Origin of the sequence: Mesobacillus subterraneus (genome assembly GCF_000934845.1) — a bacterium.
GTDB lineage: Bacteria > Bacillota > Bacilli > Bacillales > Cytobacillaceae > Mesobacillus > Mesobacillus stamsii.
The window spans coordinates 1-18,893 of record NZ_JXIQ01000191.1; the positions used below are offsets into that span (position 1 = coordinate 1).

16 protein-coding genes are annotated in these 18,893 nt (G+C 32.9%); all 16 read right to left on the reverse strand.

The window, feature by feature from the left end; genetic code table 11:
* Nucleotides 1-73: 73 nt before the first annotated feature.
* A complete protein-coding gene (locus UB32_RS17840) occupies nt 74-559 on the reverse strand; it encodes a hypothetical protein (protein ID WP_044396370.1) in 486 nt (161 codons plus the stop codon).
* A gap of 350 nt (nt 560-909) precedes the next feature.
* On the reverse strand, nt 910-1,638 hold the full coding sequence (gene qatD, locus UB32_RS17845; RefSeq protein WP_044396372.1) for a Qat anti-phage system TatD family nuclease QatD: 729 nt from the start codon (nt 1,636-1,638) through the stop codon (nt 910-912).
* The gene (gene qatC, locus UB32_RS17850; protein WP_044396374.1) at nt 1,625-2,911 is read right to left on the reverse strand and encodes a Qat anti-phage system QueC-like protein QatC; all 1,287 of its coding nucleotides are present in this window, start codon (nt 2,909-2,911) and stop codon (nt 1,625-1,627) included. Before qatC ends, qatD begins: the two co-directional genes overlap by 14 nt.
* Nucleotides 2,912-2,942: 31 nt before the next feature.
* Nucleotides 2,943-3,809 (reverse strand): Qat anti-phage system associated protein QatB, encoded by an 867-nt coding sequence (gene qatB, locus UB32_RS17855; protein WP_044396376.1) that lies wholly within the window; start codon nt 3,807-3,809, stop codon nt 2,943-2,945.
* 1 nt (nt 3,810) lies between these two features.
* Nucleotides 3,811-5,628, reverse strand: coding sequence for a KAP family P-loop NTPase fold protein (locus tag UB32_RS17860; protein ID WP_044396377.1), 1,818 nt, complete (start codon nt 5,626-5,628; stop codon nt 3,811-3,813).
* 122 nt (nt 5,629-5,750) lie between these two features.
* On the reverse strand, nt 5,751-6,776 hold the full coding sequence (locus tag UB32_RS17865) for a GDP-mannose 4,6-dehydratase (protein ID WP_044396378.1): 1,026 nt from the start codon (nt 6,774-6,776) through the stop codon (nt 5,751-5,753).
* A complete protein-coding gene (locus UB32_RS17870; RefSeq protein WP_044396379.1) occupies nt 6,757-8,127 on the reverse strand; it encodes a UDP-glucose dehydrogenase family protein in 1,371 nt (456 codons plus the stop codon). Before UB32_RS17870 ends, UB32_RS17865 begins: the two co-directional genes overlap by 20 nt.
* Nucleotides 8,128-8,242: 115 nt before the next feature.
* Nucleotides 8,243-9,634: a lipopolysaccharide biosynthesis protein gene (locus tag UB32_RS17875; protein ID WP_044396381.1), complete on the reverse strand. Its 1,392-nt coding sequence runs from the start codon at nt 9,632-9,634 to the stop codon at nt 8,243-8,245.
* A 115-nt stretch (nt 9,635-9,749) separates the two neighbouring features.
* Nucleotides 9,750-10,958, reverse strand: a complete 1,209-nt coding sequence (locus UB32_RS17880; protein WP_044396383.1) for a glycosyltransferase family 2 protein — start codon at nt 10,956-10,958, stop codon at nt 9,750-9,752.
* Between the two features lie 66 nt (nt 10,959-11,024).
* A complete protein-coding gene (gene wecB / locus UB32_RS17885; protein ID WP_044396385.1) occupies nt 11,025-12,149 on the reverse strand; it encodes a non-hydrolyzing UDP-N-acetylglucosamine 2-epimerase in 1,125 nt (374 codons plus the stop codon).
* Nucleotides 12,137-13,018, reverse strand: a complete 882-nt coding sequence (locus UB32_RS17890) for an SDR family oxidoreductase (protein ID WP_044396387.1) — start codon at nt 13,016-13,018, stop codon at nt 12,137-12,139. The genes wecB and UB32_RS17890 overlap by 13 nt, the downstream gene beginning before the upstream one ends.
* The gene (locus tag UB32_RS17895) at nt 13,019-14,041 is read right to left on the reverse strand and encodes a polysaccharide biosynthesis protein (protein WP_044396389.1); all 1,023 of its coding nucleotides are present in this window, start codon (nt 14,039-14,041) and stop codon (nt 13,019-13,021) included.
* 13 nt (nt 14,042-14,054) lie between these two features.
* Nucleotides 14,055-15,266 carry a glycosyltransferase family 4 protein gene (locus tag UB32_RS17900; RefSeq protein ID WP_044396391.1) on the reverse strand — a complete coding sequence of 404 codons (1,212 nt, stop codon included), beginning with the start codon at nt 15,264-15,266 and terminating at the stop codon, nt 14,055-14,057.
* Between the two features lie 5 nt (nt 15,267-15,271).
* Entirely contained in the window at nt 15,272-16,342 is a 1,071-nt protein-coding gene (locus UB32_RS17905) for an EpsG family protein (RefSeq protein WP_044396393.1), read from the reverse strand.
* Nucleotides 16,343-16,358: 16 nt separating this feature from the next.
* Nucleotides 16,359-17,540 (reverse strand): glycosyltransferase, encoded by a 1,182-nt coding sequence (locus UB32_RS17910; RefSeq protein ID WP_044396395.1) that lies wholly within the window; start codon nt 17,538-17,540, stop codon nt 16,359-16,361.
* Nucleotides 17,541-17,744: 204 nt separating this feature from the next.
* Nucleotides 17,745-18,857: a glycosyltransferase family 4 protein gene (locus UB32_RS17915; RefSeq protein ID WP_052807102.1), complete on the reverse strand. Its 1,113-nt coding sequence runs from the start codon at nt 18,855-18,857 to the stop codon at nt 17,745-17,747.
* Nucleotides 18,858-18,893 lie beyond the last annotated feature (36 nt).

Consider the following 18,893-nt stretch of genomic DNA (forward strand, 5'->3'; position numbering starts at 1 on the left):
AATTTAAGAGTGTCATAAACACCCGATCATAAAAAAACCCCAAGACACAAAGCCCAGGCGGATTTTTGTTTATTCATTTCACACTACCCAGCCACCCGACACCCCATACCTCCATGCCCCTCGAATGTAACCACCATACCAAACCAGTTGTAAAAAAATGGTGGGACAAGGTACCTGTCCCTGTGTCCCTTCGGTCATCAACCGATATCGGCGTAGGAAGCGATAATGTAGAAGCGTTTTCTATACAAGTCTTGTATTTCTGATCAAACCTTCTTGGAACTTGCTGCCCATTACTATACAGAATCCATTCTATATACATATCGATCATCTTATAAGAACTAACAAATAATAACGGGCTTAAATCTTCGATAACTTGTACTCGCTTTTCACTTCCAAACTCGGAATACATTTGCATAATGTGTTCTTTCGTTCCATCCTTACGAAAGGCAACAGTTACATCTGAAGAAACGCCTGCATGCTTTTCAATGGCAACTAGGCATTTTCGTAACACCCAATACTCATAACCAGCTTTTTCCGTTAGCTCTTGTACGTTAAACATATAAAAGCACCCCTTTAATCATATGACAAGGTTTTATTAACCGATATACCCGTTTATAGCTAAACACTTCTCTTTTATTTTGCTTAGAATCATATTAATAATACGTTGTCATTTTCTTAGGACGAACTTCCAGCAAAGTTCAATCCAATAAAACCAAGGTTAAGTGTCAATCCCGAAAGATGAATGCGTTTTATTAAACCTTTAATACCTTTAATTATCATAAGGCATCCCTCCTTCATTTGCTTTGCTGGATTGGTGTGTTCACCCAATGGACATTGAGGGAAGTCCTTCCTAAGGAAATGACTGTTTACTGTAGTTCTCAGGACAATGAAAATTTAAAATGTAAGACTCTACGACTTCAGAAGTCTCATGAAATTTTCAGAATAAATTTCCATAATCTCTTGTTCAGGGCTATTTAAAAGGTCAGCTGTTTTAGTAAATATAGTATCAATAAAATCTAGGTCGTAACTATGTTTCGTAACATTTGTGAAAGGGGCATCACTCTCAATAAGTAACTTATCCGTTGGAATTCGTTTAACTACTTCCCTTCCCTTTTTGCTATTAAGAATATTTGTGTTAATTGAAAAATAGTAGCCAAGATTAATGGCCCTATCTAATTGCTTCATTGTTCCTGAAAACCAGTGGAGAATAATTCCATTGTCTTTACTTTCACCTATTATATCCATAACCTCATCCGCCGCTCGCCTACTATGGACACTAATTATTTTGCCATTATGCTGTTCACATGCCCTCATTATTTCTTCAAATACTTCAATTTGCTCTTGGTCTACTCCCTTAGTAAAATCCAAACCAACTTCACCAATATATCTACTTGTTTTTACAAATTCATGAAATATTGATATTTGTGATTTATACTGGTGAACCAATTCAGGATGTAACCCTAAAGCAAATCTTACATACTTGTATTTTGCGTGTTCTCTAATATACCTTTTATACAAATCAGGGACATTAGTCATGACTATTGTGTAACTACGTGAACTTTCAATATAATTAATGCAATCTTTCATATTCTTATACAAATCAATATGAGCATGGGTATCGTATTTAAGGATTTTCATTATATTCCTCCAGTAGACTTTTCAGTTCAGCTATTCCCCGCTTATATATTGATTCATACCTTTCAATATTATCCATTAAAGGTCCGGATGTTTGAATTGTTAAGAAGGCTTTTTTATCATCATATTTCTGTAGGCCAAGCAAATAGGAATTTAGATTTGTCCTCGCCGTATCTCCAGATGTAAAGTTCGGATCATAATAATGTGTACTTTCATCAAATCCTGCCTTCTTTATCGATGCCCTACGGATGACACAAGGTAGGCATGTTCCACAGTGCTGAGTTTCACTTTCACCCCGCATTCGGCCAACATCAGGATGCGAGCATGACATAGTTTTTGCAATATTTTCCTTCAAAAACCCCTGATTCTTACACTCAATTATCATTTCACCTTTGGTCTTAAATTGATAAGGATTTTTAATATGAATCTTAAATCCCAACTCGTCTAGAAGTTGCTGGAGTAGTCCCATATAGTATGGGTGTGTCGTACGGGTACTACTAGTGCCCATTCGGGAATAAGTAAGTGGAACATTTAATGAAATAAACCCATTCTCCGGCACAATTAAATCGATATCTCCTTCAAAACAGGGTGCTAAAGCTATAGCATGAGAGAAAAACATAAAGGATCTGGTACGCATTGTATCTTCTATTCCTCCTGGGGGAGCAGCAAAGAATGAAAAGAAATTGTTGTCACTGATTTTAAATTCTTTAATAAATTCCTTTTGCAATAACTCTTGATACTCACGTACGCCTTTACCTCCACCGTAATGACTAACAAATATTGTATCATTTACATTGTCCTGTAGCAGGTCAATAGCTCCGATAAAGGAATCCAACCCGCCCGAAAGCATACATATTCTATTGGCATGGATCTTTACTTTTTTACTTTTTTCATATTTATCTCGATACACTTTTTCTTTGTCGGTAAAGTCCCTTTTGCGGAAACTTACCTTCCAGTTATCTCCACTTAAGAAATCAAGAATATCCTTTATCAATTCCTTTTTTTCATTCATACTATCAATGTTTAAAACTGGGAGATGGATATGTATGTCTCTTTTCCAACCATCCGCTGCGTCTTTTCGTAAAAAATACCGATCTGCACCATATACCGCCAAAGATAGCATCAATAAATCTATGCCTTTAGTACTTATATAGTTGGGTAATGTCTCCAGTTGTGAATTCCAGAATGTATAACGATAATCATTCATTTCACATAAATTTCCGCCTTCAGGAACTGGGTAATCATCGTCCGCATTAAACTTGTATACTAATTCCATTGATATTTCACCTCCATGCGTCTATTAATAACTAAAGATAGCCTTCAAATGCTTGAAAACATTTAGTGAATAAGTTATTTATTTCATTAGATATACTTTTTGAGGAATAGTCCAATGTTTCAGGATGAATTTCTCTTACTCTTAATTCGACCTTAACCTTTACATAATTCTTAAGTTCTTGTTCCTTTTGCACCGCAACCTTAGGATTATTTTCATACTTCTCAAATCTACTTTGAAGATCGCTCATAACCCTTTTAAAAATATATTCACTCATAAAGACCTCTAAGATTTTCCTGAAAGTAAGTTCATCGATTCGCCGTAACGATTCTATATCTCCATCATTTTCAGTGATAACTTCATACATCTCAGCTACGGCTTCATTTGCAGCTCCTCTTGCAGCCATGTCTTCTTTAGAATTGGATTTCCCTGATATCACATTAACTAGTTCCGATAAGAGTGATTTGATTCCTTTTCCTACATAGTCAATTTGTAATGACTGCAAAGTGGCTTCAACACCATTATTTCTAAAATCCTGGAGGATCCTTCCTAAACTAACTGCAGTGCTTCTTCCTGCAGCAGATGATCGAGCCAACTGCTTTGAACCCCCAGATGCTCCTACATAATGATTCATAACACGTCCCCGATTAGATGAAAGACCCTTTACATAGTTTGTCATAGCCGTCTTTGCATCCTTCCACCTAAGGGCAGGGACTATTGGTTGTTCTAGGCTTTTGTCCTGATCATCTGGCTGGTCAGGATTAGCAGAGTCTCCGTTTGATGGCTCCGTTTCCTCCGGTTCAGGTGTGACATCATCTTCACTGTTATCTGGAACAGGATCTTTATAGTCATCTGGAAGCAAGGAATTAACTGGTCCGTCAAAAATGCTGGATGTGCCCATATTACCCCTCCCTTTCTGCTGCAATAAAAGAAGTTAATTTTGGATTCTCCTTAACCCAGTTATCTAGTATACTATCAATTTCAGATAATTTACCTATTTCCATCCCAAAGTTTCGAACTCGGGGAATATGTGGTGGCTTAATTCTTGTACCATCTATGGATTGCAAACCTTTGATAATACTTACGTGTAGGCCTTCCTTTTTACTCCCCCACTCTAGCAGAGCCCTCAATTGCATATCCACAATTTCTGTTGATTCTTTAATCCGGCCAAATAGATGCTCTATAATCAGCGCAACTTCATAGTCGTTAACACTACCTGCATTTTGTATTGCAGAATTAAGACCTGATTGTGTTCCCGCAAGTAGATTCTTTAGAACATCTTGGGCTTCCCTACTAAGTTTGGTTGTTCCTGTTTCATACTGTTTATCAAGAGAAGTTCTTCCAAAATAAAAATAGGGCCTTAAATCTTCAGAACCAATATATGGTTCTTTTTCTATCCAATTTTTTACCCAACTATCCCCTTCCCAGTTCTTTAATTTTTGGAGTTTATCTAGTTCTCCTTTTTCAAAATTCCTTAATTCTATTATACTTCCATCAATATCTATTTCTGCATCCACAAGTTCTGAGAACATTCTGGGTTTGAAATACTCAAGCATCATTATTTTCGAAAGTATTCTTTTATCCAAATCAATTCCTTTATACTTAGCCATATTCATTCGCATTTCCATTGAATTTAAGAATCGCTTACAATGCCTAGGATTGCCATTTAAACCACCAGCCAGAACTGATGAAAGTTGTTTAGCAACTTCTAAGCTAAGTTTTACTTTGTCTGCAATTTCGGAATCATTTTCTTTAAGAACTCCATAATCCAATCTGAAGTTAAAGAAATTTTCCTTCTTTTTATCATGGACTAGGCCTATAACTTTTTCAAAATCATCGGAATTTAATTCCTTTTGCATAAATAACAGAGCTATATATAATTCCACTTCACTAGCACTTAGTCTAGGTATTCTTACAGGATATTGAATAATTTTTTCCAAATACTCCTTTCCTATATCGATTCCATATCCTTCTATTTCATTAAATTTTGTTTGCACGGCATAAGATATATGTCGCTCATCAGCTCCGATAATAAAAACTGTATTTCCGACATACAGAAAAAGCCGGATAGCTTCTAATGTATCAAGAATAGTGTCGGGACTGCATCTATCTAATTCATCAATAAAAACAACAAGCCTCTCAATCTTGGTTTGTTTTAGTAGCTTATCAAAGTTTTCACGAAAAGCATTTATATCTTCCCTTAATTCCTTGTTACTCAGTTCTGCCTTGATTGTATCTATCCAATCATCTTTAATAATACCATCTGAGGAAGTAACCGCTTTTTCTATAACTGTCGATAATGCAACATCTGCTAAAACATTACTACTTCCAGTTAACAAGAAACCTGCTCCCGATCGAATTGTTTTTTTAACTAGTTTCATTTTATCAATACTCTTATAAAGGCCTGCAATACATTTCTTAGCTGTTTCATCAAGTGACCGATTTTGTTCTATAGTGTCTAAGATATTTCCCAGGAGTGCAGTTTTAGCATCTTCATAATCTTCAAACAGCCATCCATTAAAATAAATACTCTCTGTATCCTTTTCTTCTTTGAGTGAAGCGATACTCATATTGATAAGACTTGATTTACCACTTCCCCAATCACCATACACTCCTACTGTCGAGGGAAGAAGGGCGTCATCTTTTATGATATTACTAACCGTATGTATCAAATAATCAAAGTCTAGAAAATCCAGTTCTGTTTCACTATCTTTCCACATTTCAATCCACCCCCTGAATTCTTCTATTATGCCACTTCTAAGCGCTATCATTTTTATTTACACAAACAACATCAAAAGGTTCTGAAGAACTTTCATTCTTCAGAACTTAAAATTTATCGGCTTTACTTAACCTTATAATAATCTACATACCAATCAGCAAATTTCTGCAGACCTTTTTCAATCGAAGTTTCCGGTTTAAAGCCCACAGCCTTCTGCAATTGATCTGTCGAAGCATAAGTAGCCGGTACATCACCAGGCTTAATTGGTTCAAAAATCTTTTCAAATTGTACTTCTTTGTCTAGAGCTTTACTTAAGGCCTTTTCTAACGTTTCAATAAACACCATCAACTTCTCAGGGCTATTATTTCCAATGTTGAACACTTTATGTTGAACTTCACCTTTAGGGGGATTACTTAATAACCGTTCAATTCCCTCAACGATGTCATCAATATAAGTAAAGTCCCGGTAAAGGTCATTTTCAAAATCACCATTATTAAATATCTTAATTGGTTCACCAGCAAAATACTTATTTGCAAATCCAAAATAGGCCATATCTGGTCGACCCATCGGACCGTAAACAGTAAAGAACCGAAGCCCTGTAGCTGGAATCTTATAAAGATGGCTATACGTATGTGCCATTAATTCATTTGATTTTTTAGTAGATGCATATAGTGAAACTGGATTATCAACAAAGTCGGTTTCCTCAAAAGGAACCTTTTTATTGGCTCCATAAACAGAACTAGATGATGCATATACAAGATGATCCACTGGATTATATCTGCATGCCTCAAGGATATTATAAAAGCCAATGATATTACTCTGAATATAGACATCTGGGTTCTCTATTGAATACCTTACTCCTGCTTGAGCAGCTAGGTTTACTACAACGTTAGGCTTGTACTCTTCAAAGATTTTCATCACAATGTCCTTGTCTGAAATGTCCCCTCTAATAAAGGTAAACTTCTCATAAGATTCCAAATACCCTAAACGAGTATGTTTAAGGTTCACATCATAGTAGTCATTGACGTTATCAATACCAATAACCCGGCAACCCTTTTCTAGTAGTTTTCTTGATAAGAAGTATCCAATAAATCCAGCTGCTCCAGTGATTAGGTATATTTTACTAGTATCAAGAGTTTTGTAATTCAAGATTCTTCAACTCCTTAGCAGCTTCTCTAATTGCAGGTTTTCTCCCGATTGAGTGATACTCTACTCCTGCCTCTTGCATATCTTCAACAGGATAAATATTTCTGCCGTCATATACCAAAGGAGTTCTCATTAACTTTTTATAAGTTTCAGGCGTTAATGCTTTCACTTCTCCCCATTCAGTAAAGATAAAGCAGACATTCGCACCTTCTAATGCATGCTCGATATTTGCAACATATGTGATACTACCTTTTCCATGCTTACCTTCTGGGTGAACGTTAGCAAAATTCTCTGCTCCCACAGGATCAAATGCATAAATATCTGCACCTTGTTCTATTAATAACGGTACATTTTCAAGAGATGCTGCCTCTCTTAAATCATCCGTTCCAGGCTTAAAAGTCAATCCCAACACTGCTACTTTAAGACCATTAAAGGTGATAAGTCTTTTACTAGCTTTCTTATATAGAATGGTTTTCTGCTCTTTGTTTACATCAATAGCTGCTTTAACAGTTTTGAGTTCATAACCGTTCTGTTTAGCAATATACTCAAGTGCTTTTGTATCCTTAGGGAAGCATGATCCACCAAAGCCAATCCCGGCATTTAAGAACTTGCTTCCAATACGCTCATCATAGCTCATTCCCTTAGCTACATCTTGAATATCCGCTCCAACCAATTCACAAAGATTAGCTATATCGTTCATGTACGAGATTTTTAATGCAAGAAAGTCGTTAGAAGCATATTTGATCATTTCTGCCGATCTTCTATTTACTGAAACAATCGGTAAATGAAACGGTTCATAAATTTTCGTTAATAATTCCTCAGCCCATTTACTTTCTGTTCCAATAATAATTCTCTCAGCATGAAGAGTATCCTGAACCGCAGATCCTTGCGCTAAGAATTCAGGGTTTGATGCTACTTCCACTTTCACATCTTTGACTAAAAAGTCCTGTATAAACTGTTCCACTTTATCATTCGTTCCAACAGGAACTGTCGATTTAACTACAACTAGACAATCCTTTTCTACCGATTCAGCAATTTGTCTAGCAACTGTAGAAATATATGATAGATTTGCAGAACCATCCGGTTGTTCAGGTGTCCCAACACCAATAAAAATTGCATCAGCATCTTTGTAGGCTGAATTGAAGTCAGTTGTATACTCAATTCTTCCAGAAGAATAATTTTTTTTCATCAACTCTTCTAAACCCGTTTCATAAATTGGAGTAACTCCAGACCTCATTAATTCTACTTTTTTTTCATCTATATCAACACAGGTTACTTGATGGCCTACTTCAGCAAAACAAACGCCGGCAACTAAGCCGACGTAACCTGTTCCTGCTACTGCTATTTTGTACATCAATGCACCTTCCTTCGCTACTCTAATTTATTAAAAATAAATGCCATTTAGGTAAAGTGCCTACCTTTCCAAAACAAATAAATTAAGCATATCCTTATTTATGAACGTCAACTCATTAAAGTAATGGGGAGCTATCCCCAAAGTTCACATTTTTTTTACTAACAGTTGTAAATTTTGAAAACTGCCTTTTCAGTACAATCCATTGAACTAAACAATAAGGAGTTAAAATAATAATATCGGCAATAACAATAATTTTCCAATCAGTAAATAAAGAAGTTACAAAATATATAAAGATTAATTTGAATATCACACCAAATGTATAAAAGTATGCTTGTAATTTCATTTTCCCTAATCCACTAGCAAAAGTCGACAACACATTATGAAAGATAAAAATACTTCCATAACTTGCAAAAAACACCGCACTTATATTATCAACGCTTATACTATTTTGTCCTAACCATAAATCAACAACTAATTGCATACATGGAATAAATAGAAATAAAAATATGGCAACAATAATTACCAAAAGATTTAAAGTCTTAAAATATTTATTAACCCACAATCCATCTTTTTCTTCAAAAGCTTTAGTTATTGCCGACCACAACGGTGTAAGAGCTAAGTTAAATAGCGTGCCTGATAGCATAAACAATTGATAGTAAATTTGATATTCTACTACACTACCTGGTCCGACAAAATAGGTTATTAATATTAAGTTTGTTTGAGTAATAGCAGTATACATAATTTGATTCCAAAAAAAGACCCCCCCTAATGCCATTATCTCTCGCGCTGATGTTTTATTAACATAACTAATACTTGGATAACATCCTTTTAATTCTTTTGTAAAAATATAAATAGTTGTAATAATAAGGGGCAAATTGACACACAACAAATACACAATAGATAGAATCTTTAAATTTGTCTCTAAATCAAATGATGGAGCTAAAAGCACAAAAACTAATTGTAATAAACTTGTTATTAAAGCAATAAGATTATTTATTGCAGACTTTTGTAATGCATAAAGTACAAAAGAAATAAGACGTAAAAAAAATTGCAACATGATTGTAATAAATGCACACATTACTACAAATAACATTGTTCCTGAAGATACTAGAGTTTCAGATATATTAAATATAGTATTCCAACTAATGTATGGGAAAACAATAGTACTTAAAATAATAACAAATACGGTCATTGCACCGATAATGAAGTAAGCCGAAGATAAATTTTGCCTTATCTCTAACTGATTGTTTCGTACTATTGCTCCAACTAATTTATTTCTCAATCCATTACCAATACCCATGTCAAAAGTAAGAACCCATGTCAAAACTGAAAGGATCGTAAACCATACTCCAAGTACTTCTTGGTTATCAAAATATCTTATAAAAGCTGGCAAGGTAAGTAAAGAAATTATTAAACTTCCACCTTTGATTATAAAAGCTGCCAAGATATTTTTGATAACAACCTTATCTTTTTCAGTAGAAAAAAATTTATTTACGAACTTCCTCAAATTCTTACTCCAATCTTTATAATTATTCACTATACTATAGATACAAATCGTAATTATTTTATTTTCTTTTAAAAATAGTTTTGTACCATTCTTAAGTTTAATATTTAGTGCAGATTTAAGAGTTTATAACAGTGTCTAATGATTTTATCATTGTATTTGTATCGATTCCTGTTACTACTAGCCTCTTTTGAAGTGTTTCATTAGCTACTATAATATTTACGATACCATTAATATGATAATAGTCACTTCGTTTACGTATAATTTTTCTACTAACTTTTTTAAAGATATTGTTAATTTTAAAGGTAGTATATTTTGCAGAATTGATTACTTTAACCATATAATTTTTATCAGAATAGCTTTTATAACACAGAAAAATAGTATCTTTAAATTGAGGATATTTTAACAAACAGTTTATAGTCAAGAACTCTAAATTAAAATATTTAATCAAATCCAATTTATTTAAATCCTTTATTGCTGCTAAAGCAGAATCAGCCCAAATTGTATCAACACTGTAAAACTTAGGAACCAACTCTGACCAATTATATTCTTTATGCCCTCGAAAATGCGGGGCATCTTCTAACTTACCTGTATGTCTCCCTGTAGCTGAGTCCGATGAACCGCTTTTATTACAAATACCTGAAATAGTTAGTGGGAAGTCTATCTCAACCAATTTATTAACAGTTAACGAAAGGGCAACAGAAATATATATATCTGGTGATAATCCTCCGAAGTATTTTCCAGTTGTTTCTCTTATTTGCTGAAGGCACCCTCTTCTTACAATGCCATGATATAACTTTACCATATCAAGTGATAAGTAATTTTGCCCGCCCTGTTTTAGTAGTTTTACAACTTCATAATATGGATCACATATTTTTGCTTTTGTAGTAATCTGATTTATACTTAAATATCCATCATCTTTCTTACCTCTTAGCGCCTCTGAATTGGGCCAAAAATAAACTGCGTTCAATCCTGGTTTAATTGCATCAACATTATTCTTTTTAGCCCATAATACTACATCAATTATTTGAGGTAATATCCCGTCATCGTCACCAATTATACATAAATATTCTCCATCCGCTTGACTAACGGCTAAATTGAAGTTGTCAACAAATGATATTGTTCCCTCAGTGTAGTTATATTTTAACCGCTTATTATTATCATGCTTAATTAATAAATTTGACAATTTACGTGTGTCACTATTGTCCTGTATAACAACTTGTATTCGATCATCATTAATGTTCAAAATTTGTTCTACAGTTGCACTTGCATACTTTTCTCTATTTTTAGTAGGAATGACAACAGATAATAAAAAATTATTTTTCATATAAACCTACCTTCTTTATTAATTATTTAGATAATAAATAATTAATATTGTATTGTAGAATTTCAGTTACTTTCTCCAGACCATTTTGTTAACAATACCTGTATAGCTCTGAATTATTTTAACTACTTTTACACTTACATTTAAATCTGTATAACTTGACACATCTATACCCATATCGTTGTTAGATTTCATAGCAACCGCCATATCAACAGCTTGAAGCACTTGTTCTGTAGTAATGCTACCAATAATCATGTTTCCTTTATCAAATACTTCAGGTCTTTCTGTGCTCGTTCTAACTGATACGGCAGGAAATTTATAATAAGAAGCTTCTTCAGCAATAGTTCCACTATCAGAGACAACACAAAAGGCATTAATTTGCAGATTGTTGTAATCGGAGAAAGAAAATGGTTGTAAGCTTCTCACATTTTTATGGAACTTAAAACCGCGCTGTTCTATGGTCTTTTTACTTCTTGGATGCGTACTATAAATAACTGGCATGTCATATGTTTCTGCCATAGAATTAATAGCATTCATAAGTGCCATAAAATTTTGCTCATTATCTATATTCTCTTCACGATGAGCCGATAGTAATATATACTTTCCTTTTTCCAATCCAAGAGTTTTCAAAACACTACTATTATTAATTCTATTTGCATTAGCACTAAGAACTTCTGCCATAGGTGAACCTACAACATACGTTCTCTCTTTAGGTACACCTTCTGAGTTTAAATACCTTCTAGCATGCTCTGTATAGCAAAGATTAACATCACTAGTATGATCTACAATTCTTCTATTAATTTCTTCAGGTAAATTTTCATCAAAACATCTATTACCCGCTTCCATATGAAAAATAGGGATTTTTAATCTTTTTGCAGATATGACACTGAGACAAGAATTTGTATCTCCAAGAACTAGAACAGCATCTGGCTTTAGCTCAACCATAAGCTCATAAGATTTAGCAAGGACATTACCCATTGTTTGTCCTAGATTATCACCTACAACCCCTAAATAATAGTCTGGAGTGCGAAGTCCTAATTCATTAAAAAACACTTCATTAAGACTATAATCATAATTTTGTCCGGTATGAACTAATACATGGTTAAAATACATATCACACTTTTTTATTATCTCGGATAATTTTATTATCTCTGGGCGTGTACCTACTAATGTCATAACTGTTAATTTACGCACTGCTTGTCCTCCTGTTTTTTCACATAGTGAGGATAAAGTTCTTTATGATTTTCTATCCACTCTTTCATTTCTATTATCATCTGTTCATAGCTTGGAACTATAAAATTAAAATCGTTTCTGTTATTAATAAGGGATTTATCAACTACAAAAGTATCACTTGGTAAGATTGTTAATGAATTTCCTTTCATACTTTCATTGAAAAGTTTAAGTAGTTCATACTTACTAATACTTTCATTAATTACTAGGTTATATAGCCCGGTTATCCCTTCTTCTAATGCTTTATCCATGGCCTTTGCTAATGTTAAAGTTGTAACCCCTGTCCATATTGCTTTGGTAAAGCCATTAATCTGTCCTCCTTGTTTCATAAACCAATTAAAAAGTCCAATACCATCATTATTTAGATCAGGACCAATTATAGAGTTTCTGAAAGTTAAATCTTTACTATTTTCTAGTTCACCTAAAGCTTTAGATCTATCATAAAAAGTACTTCCATCTCTGAACGATGTTTCTGTGTATCCACCTTCTTTACCAGAAAAAACACAATCTGTGCTCATATGGATAATTTTTGTTTTCATATCTTTTGTAATTTCGCTTAAATAATGCGGTAAATAGCTATTTAATAGTACAGCTAGTGCTTTGTTATCATCAGCATCTTTATTTAATATTCCAATAGCATTTATTACTGCATCATAGTTACCTTCATTAATTACATCTTTTAAGTAAGGAAAATTAGTAACATCCCCAATAATATTATTGCAATATTTAAACCCTCTTCTACTAAATGCAGTTACGTCATGTCCAATTTCACTCAAATATATAGAAATTACATGCCCTGCCATACCAGTTGCACCAAGAACCAGGACTTTCATCTATCTCTCCCTCCAATTCTTTAATTCCTCTTGAATATAATCTAGGTTAAGTAGTTTATCCTTAATTGCCTCAATTCCTAACCTTACAGTGTTATGAGAATTATAATCTTCAACTTCTTGTAGCTGCTCATTACCTTCTACAAAGTATTTATCATAGTTAAGATCTCTTTTATCCGCAGGAACTCTATAAAACCCGCCTAAATCTTGAGCAACTACATGCTCTTCTCTTGTGAGAAGTGTTTCATATAACTTTTCTCCATGACGAGTACCTATAACTTTAATTTCATTTCTAGCATTGAATAATTTCTTAATTGCCTGTGCTAAATCTCCGATGGTAGAAGCTGGGGCTTTCTGAACCATAATATCCCCTGCTTCTGCGTTTTCAAAGGCAAAAACAACAAGTTCTACCGCTTCTTCAAGGCTCATTAAAAACCTTGTCATGTTAGGATCTGTTACTGTTAAAGGTAGCCCATTCTTTATCTGCTCTACAAACAATGGAATTACCGACCCTCTCGACGCCATAACATTTCCATATCTTGTTCCACAAATTAATGTCCTATCTGGATCAATAGTTTTTGATTTAGCCACAAAAACTTTCTCCATCATAGCTTTTGAAATCCCCATTGCATTTATGGGATATGCAGCTTTGTCAGTGGAAAGACATATCACCTTTTTAACACCCATTTCGATAGCACCAGTAACAACATTTTCAGTTCCTATTATATTCGTTTTTACTGCTTCGAGAGGAAAGAATTCACAAGATGGGACTTGCTTAAGTGCTGCAGCATGGAAAATATAGTCAACACCATGCATTGCGTTTTTAACACTTGATAGATCACGGACATCACCAATATAAAACTTTAATTTTTCATTTCTATAAACTTTCCTCATATCATCTTGTTTTTTTTCATCTCTAGAGAATATTCTTATTTCCTTAACATCAGTATTTAGAAATCTTTTCATTACTGCATTTCCAAAGGATCCTGTACCACCAGTTATTAGAAGTGTTTTGTTTTTAAACATTAGATTGTCCTCCTTAAATAATTTCATCTATTTTGTCGATTAGTTTGCCCATCGCATATTCTTCAGTGTGATATTTCATTGTATATTCATAATTTAGATTGCCTAATCTTCGAAGCATTTCTTTATCATCCTTAAGCCTTAAAATTGCTTTAGCTAGAGATTCTGGATTATTAGGTTCAAATGTTAACCCATTAACTTCATGATTAATAAATTCGCGAATATTAGGAAAATCTGATATTATAACTGGTTTTCTTTGCACCCCAATTTCAAATGCAGGTCGAGCTTGGTGGGGTTTTGTCATAGGAAAGATTAATATATCGCATGCAGAAAAGGGGTCAGACATATTTTTTTGGATACCTATAAACTTAACTTTGTTTTGAATCCCTTTTTGAAAAATATATTTTTTAATTCGTTCTGAAAACTCTATAGTTTTTCTATTCTTTATTTTACTAACTAATTGTTTCATACCTTCCCCTTGAATATCGCCAAAGTCTTTGCCCGCTACTATAAGACTAATCTTTTGGTTCTTTAAAATATTAATAGCTATTAAGGCTATATCTATACCCTTTAATTGATCTGTTCCTCCTACAAATAACACATTAAAATTTTTGGGGTCTATATTTAAATTTGTACAGGCAACCTCTCTATCATTACTTGCCGTATATTCTTTGACTTCTAAAAAATCAGGAGATACTACTGTTTGAGCTTTAGTCAAATCTGTTTGAAATAAATCATATTTAGATAAAAAAGCAACAGCAGTAAAGTCGTCTAACATATTTTTCATAAATTTATTCATAAATTTTTTAGGATTACCTGGAATTGTTTCTCTTACAAAACAAAGAGACTTTATTTTTCTTTTCTTAAATAACTTACCCATCCAGCATAAGACTTTTGAATTTACTAAAACAAAATCAGGTTTTACATCTCTTAGTACTAATTCCCAATATTTAATCTGGGTAAGAGAATGTAATGCGTGATACCAAAACCTGGGTTTTAGCAAATTATTACCTCCGCTATAATATGTTAGTTTTCCTAATCTGAATGAAAATGTATGAGGATTTAAACCCTTCTCTCTTAAAAAATTTAGAAGGTCAGGTGGATCATTCGGTATATAACAGACAACTTCGTATTTTTTCTCCAAAGTTCTCCATGTATTATATAAACTAATCCCTGCCCCACCGAGCAATCCTGAGTGATGAATCAATAATATTTTCTTTTTACTCATATAATCTACTCCCAAAAGAATTTGTAGTTGTCAATCCCCATGCTTCCACCAGGTGTCGAAATTACAAATTGAATTAATGGAAAAATAATACAAACCATTATAGCAATAACACGTATATCCTTACTTTTAATCCGTTGAATTACATTTGGGATTAAAAGAGTATTATAAATAATAAAATACAATGATAATCTTTCAATCAATGGAATCTCCATTGCTACGAAATATATCACGAAATTAATACATGAAAGAACAAAGGATATTGATATGACCCTTATATAATCTTCATTATGCTCATTTCTACTTTCTGGCCAAAAAAACAAACTTGCTAACGGGAGTGCCATTACAACAACTATTAGTAACGGATTAACATAAGCAGTATTGTCTAAATATGTTATATACATATCAGGAGTATGCTGTTTGACCAGTGAACCAAAAAATCCACGTCCAATGAAAGCTAAACAACTTATGCCATATATAATAAATCCTATTTTTTTATTAATCCTTATTTTCCTCAGAATGAATACTAATAAAAAAACTATTGCTGAGTTGTGAAAAAAATAAGCTATACCGACAAAAATAAAAAATAGCATTTTCTTATTTTTCATTAAATATATAAAAGCCAATATTGTTAAGGAAATTGCAATTGTCTGCCTTAAACCACTCATTGACATTGCAAATAAGCCAATGGTTACATGCAAGTAGAAACTTAATAAAATGTTTTTAGAATAAAGATAATATAATATGGATATGGTTATTACAAAGATGGCTGCAATAATTGCTAAATACGCTTGGAAGTTTAAGCCTAGCTGTCCTAATGCATAATTAAAATAGGAATAACCAAGTTCTGAGCCCCTTAATAAATTATTTAAATAATATTTACCATTTATATACTCATTCATATAAGCTAGTATATCAGTCCCTACTGAGACATCTCTCAAAGCCATAACAATAAATAGACTTATACCTGCAATTAAAACGTATAGTTTACTGTTGTATCTTAGTCTTATCCGACTATTGGCGTTAAAAGCTATTGCCGTAATTGCCCAATATGACAATAAAGTCATATAAATAAACATGAAACCACCTATTTTTCTAAAGAATTAGTTTAAATTCATCTGTCCAATTCTCCAAATTGAAAATATCTGAATTATAACAAAACTCCTTCATCTCATTTATCTGATCAGCTTCTAAAGATAATATATCTATAAATCTTTGCAAATCTTTATTATTATTATTTACATCTATAAAGAAGCCATTTTTCCCATCAATTAAATACTTATGGAGATCACTTGTTTTAGTTGTAATTACTGGAACATTACAATTAATACTTTCCGTGAACTTTGTAGGAAATCCGACTTTTGTAGTCCTATTGTCATCCCTAATTAATAAAGAATAGTCGGCATTACGTATCATTCTTTGTATTACTTTATTGCTTTTTCTACCATGAAAAATCACACGGTGTTCTAACTCATCTAACATACTTTTATCGCTAGGCAAAACTTCTAGATATTGTTCTCTTGTAATCCCATAAATATCAAACTGGAAGTCGATTCCCATTTTAAAAGAGTTATATAGCATAAGTACTGCAAGATCTAGTCTATCCTTTGCTAGTTGTCTGTCTTTTAAAGGTTTTCCTAATCTAAATGGAACACCAGCATAAATTAATTTAGTTACCTTATTATTTGCGTATATAGGTTCTTTTTTATTTACCATATTAATCAATGTTGGTATAACAATCGAATTTTTATTATTATAATAGCTCGCTAAATAGTCACTTACTACTATAAGTGAATCCACTTTTTTATTAATTACTTTCATTCTAAAAGTTGTATCCAGATATTTTAAAGCTTTAAAAATTAAACTACCCTCTGTCCCTCCATACCACTCCGTACAGTCTGAAATAATCTTTATACTATTTTTTTGACAATATCTTCTTATTCTTTCAAAGGCTACTGCTTGATAGTTATAACATATAACGGCTTTTATATCCCTGTACTCTCTGATCACATTTGAAAATAAATCAACACTTGTTAAATATTTCAACCATTCTTTATTATTATTAGGATAAGGTATATTCCAACAAGTAAATCCTTCAAACTCTTGTTTAGTGTACTGAAGTTCATTTCTATAGCTTAAATTTCTATCAATACCAATAAAAATTATAGAGTACCCTAGTTTAGTCAATATCTTGGCATTAGCCATCACTCTATTAGCTGCTGCATTTTTATCAGGAAGCTCAAACCCTCCAATATATAATATTGTTCCTTTACTCATTTTTATTTAAATTCTCCTTTAATTAAGAAGTGTTAAACCTATTATTTTACATAACATAATTAGCTATTTTTTTCATTTTCCTACTTACAATGGAATATTAGAAATTAAGAATTAATTACAACAAGCTCATTCAAAAACAATAAAATAAGATCTATAAAAAATATCATCTGAGCCTTAAAATTATAGCAATGTATTATGATGATATTATTTTCCAAGTAATTGTTGTACAATGATCTCATTGACTTTATTGACATCAAACTTTTCAACCGCCAATCGTCTTGATTCATCACCCATTAATTCAACTTTATCGGAATTTTCTATCATCCAAGTAATTTTATCTACTAAAGCTTCAGTATTTTTTGGGGGTACTAAAAAACCATTTATTCCGTTAGTTACAGTTTCTTTACAGCCGGGGGAATTGGTAGTAATAATTGGACGTCCAACTGCCATTGCTTCTAATACTGAACGGGGAACACCCTCACGATAGTATGATGGAAACACATAGATTCTGCATTTTTCAAGATATTTCATTACATTTTGAGTTTCTCCAAAGTACTGTAGAGCACCCTCATTAATTGCCTCTTCAATTGCCCCCCAATCTACACTACCATCGTTATCATCTTTAGGTCCAACTAACCCAAAACGTGCCTCTGGGTATCGGTCTTTTATATTCCTTGATGCTTTTACATATTCATTAATCCCTTTGCTTCCAGTAACTCTAGTAACTAATAGAAACTCCATTTCTTTTGGTATTGGGGTTGGTTTATAAAGAGTAGTATTTACTCCTGATCCATTCGTAAAGCAAATATTATCTTTAGATACTAAATGTTTACGTTTAAATTCCTTGTAGTCATCCTTGTTTTGAAAAATAACTTTATTCGCTTGTCTTAACATAAGTGACAACATAGGAAAACTAATGGCTTGAGCAATTTTGCTTTTAGCCCCATTAGACATTAATAGATTTCCAGCTCCATTTATTATACATACTACTCTTTTTACCTTTGCCAATTTTGCAGCTAGCACAACGCTTGGAATCATTCTGATGCCATATACCAATACGCAATCAATTTTATTCGCCATAAGTTTTTTTTGAATATCGCGTACAGATAATATCTCTTTCAATGGGTTCAAGTTAACACGTTGTATGTTAAGCTCACTGTATTCTATATCGAGTTTTTCTAATTCAGGAAGGCATAATTCTTCTTTTTCAGGCCCCATAACTGTTAATTGAAAATCTAACCTTTTAAGTTCATTTAGTAATTCTTTTCTCGCTGTAAAAACTTTATGTGCATATGTTGTTATGATAGCAACTTTCATCTGGCAGTTCTCCTTTGAATTATGAGCAGGCATTTT

What these genes read in the sequence shown, in the direction of transcription:
- UB32_RS17840 (WP_044396370.1), bottom strand. Translation starts at nt 559, where the DNA reads ATGTTTAACGTACAAGAGCTAACGGAAAAAGCTGGTTATGAGTATTGG.
- qatD (WP_044396372.1), bottom strand. Translation starts at nt 1,638, where the DNA reads ATGAAAATCCTTAAATACGATACCCATGCTCATATTGATTTGTATAAG.
- qatC (WP_044396374.1), bottom strand. Translation starts at nt 2,911, where the DNA reads ATGGAATTAGTATACAAGTTTAATGCGGACGATGATTACCCAGTTCCT.
- qatB (WP_044396376.1), bottom strand. Translation starts at nt 3,809, where the DNA reads ATGGGCACATCCAGCATTTTTGACGGACCAGTTAATTCCTTGCTTCCA.
- UB32_RS17860 (WP_044396377.1), bottom strand. Translation starts at nt 5,628, where the DNA reads ATGTGGAAAGATAGTGAAACAGAACTGGATTTTCTAGACTTTGATTAT.
- UB32_RS17870 (WP_044396379.1), bottom strand. Translation starts at nt 8,127, where the DNA reads ATGTACAAAATAGCAGTAGCAGGAACAGGTTACGTCGGCTTAGTTGCC.
- UB32_RS17880 (WP_044396383.1), bottom strand. Translation starts at nt 10,958, where the DNA reads ATGAAAAATAATTTTTTATTATCTGTTGTCATTCCTACTAAAAATAGA.
- UB32_RS17890 (WP_044396387.1), bottom strand. Translation starts at nt 13,018, where the DNA reads ATGAAAGTCCTGGTTCTTGGTGCAACTGGTATGGCAGGGCATGTAATT.
- UB32_RS17895 (WP_044396389.1), bottom strand. Translation starts at nt 14,041, where the DNA reads ATGTTTAAAAACAAAACACTTCTAATAACTGGTGGTACAGGATCCTTT.
- UB32_RS17900 (WP_044396391.1), bottom strand. Translation starts at nt 15,266, where the DNA reads ATGAGTAAAAAGAAAATATTATTGATTCATCACTCAGGATTGCTCGGT.
- UB32_RS17905 (WP_044396393.1), bottom strand. Translation starts at nt 16,342, where the DNA reads ATGTTTATTTATATGACTTTATTGTCATATTGGGCAATTACGGCAATA.
- UB32_RS17910 (WP_044396395.1), bottom strand. Translation starts at nt 17,540, where the DNA reads ATGAGTAAAGGAACAATATTATATATTGGAGGGTTTGAGCTTCCTGAT.
- UB32_RS17915 (WP_052807102.1), bottom strand. Translation starts at nt 18,857, where the DNA reads ATGAAAGTTGCTATCATAACAACATATGCACATAAAGTTTTTACAGCG.